Origin of the sequence: Tistlia consotensis USBA 355 (assembly GCF_900177295.1) — a bacterium.
In the GTDB taxonomy this organism is placed as follows: domain Bacteria; phylum Pseudomonadota; class Alphaproteobacteria; order Kiloniellales; family DSM-21159; genus Tistlia; species Tistlia consotensis.
Window position 1 is genome coordinate 92,777 of sequence record NZ_FWZX01000002.1, and the last position, 1,147, is coordinate 93,923.

At 69.9% G+C, this 1,147-nt stretch carries 2 protein-coding genes; both read right to left on the minus strand.

Annotated features, from left to right (window positions below):
• Positions 1-274 (minus strand): Na+/H+ antiporter NhaA (locus B9O00_RS04025; RefSeq protein ID WP_200808395.1); only part of this gene is annotated, 274 nt, incomplete at its 3' end.
• Positions 275-415: 141 nt separating this feature from the next.
• Positions 416-1,147: Na+/H+ antiporter NhaA (nhaA, locus tag B9O00_RS04030; protein WP_085121162.1), on the minus strand; the 732-nt coding region annotated here is incomplete at its 5' end.

Below are 1,147 nucleotides of genomic sequence, written 5' to 3' on the forward strand. Positions count from 1 at the left end.
GCTCGCCCTCGACCAGCTCGCGCTTGATCTCCAGCCCGACCAGCAGGAAGAAGATCGCCATCAGGCCGTCGTTGATCCAGAGCAGCAGCGGCTTGGCGATCTCCAGCGCGCCGACCTTGATCGCCACCGGGGTCGACAGCAGGGCGTCGTAGAGCCAGGAGGCCGGCGAGTTCTGGATGGCCAGGGCCAGCAGGGCGGCGCCGATCAGCAGGATGCCGCTGGCCGCTTCCAGCTTGAGGAACTCGCGGATCGCTGAGACCGCGCGCTTGACCATGACCGCTTTCCCCCCGTCGCCGTGCAGGAATCGAGCCTGTGATTTGGGGGGCTTGGCCGGCGAGGCAAGCAACTTCGATCGTGCCGGGGGGCCTCCGTCCCCGGCGGCGCGCTTCCTGCCGGGCCCGGCGGACCCTTCGGGCTAGGCGGCGTCCGCCTCGACCGGCCGGCCCGCCGAGGCCGACTTGACCAGCAGGTAGCCGACCACCGCCGCGCAGAGCGAGCCGGACAGCACGCCGAGCCGCACGCCGACGCCGTGCTGCGGGTCGTCGAAGGCCAGGGTGCCGACGAAGAGGCTCATGGTGAAGCCGATGCCGGTCAGGATCGCCACGCCGTAGAACTGTCCCCAGCTCACGGCCTGGGGCAGGCGGCTGAGGCCGGTCTTCACGGCGAGCCAGGCGAAGGTGAAGACGCCGACCTGCTTGCCCAGGAACAGGCCGAGCGCGATGCCGAGCGGCACCGGCTCCAGGAAGCTCTCGAACGACATGCCGGCGAAGGAGATGCCGGCATTGCCGAAGGCGAAGAGCGGCATGATGCAGAAGGCGACCCAGGGGTGCAGGGCGTGCTCCAGGTGGCCGAGCGGCTCGCGCTGCTCGCCGTCCAGGTCGCGCGCGCGGATCGGGATGCAGAGCGCCACGGCGACGCCGGCCAGGGTCGCGTGGACGCCGGACTTCAGCACGCAGACCCAGATCACGATGCCGAGCAGGATGTAGGGCGCGAGACGCGAGACGCCGCGCAGGTTGAGCAGCACCATGAGCGCGATGCCGAGCCCGGCCAGCGCCAGCGAGATGACCGAGAGATCCGAGGTGTAGAACAGCGCGATGATCACGATGGCGCCGAGGTCGTCGATGATCGCCAGGGCCAGCAGGAAGAT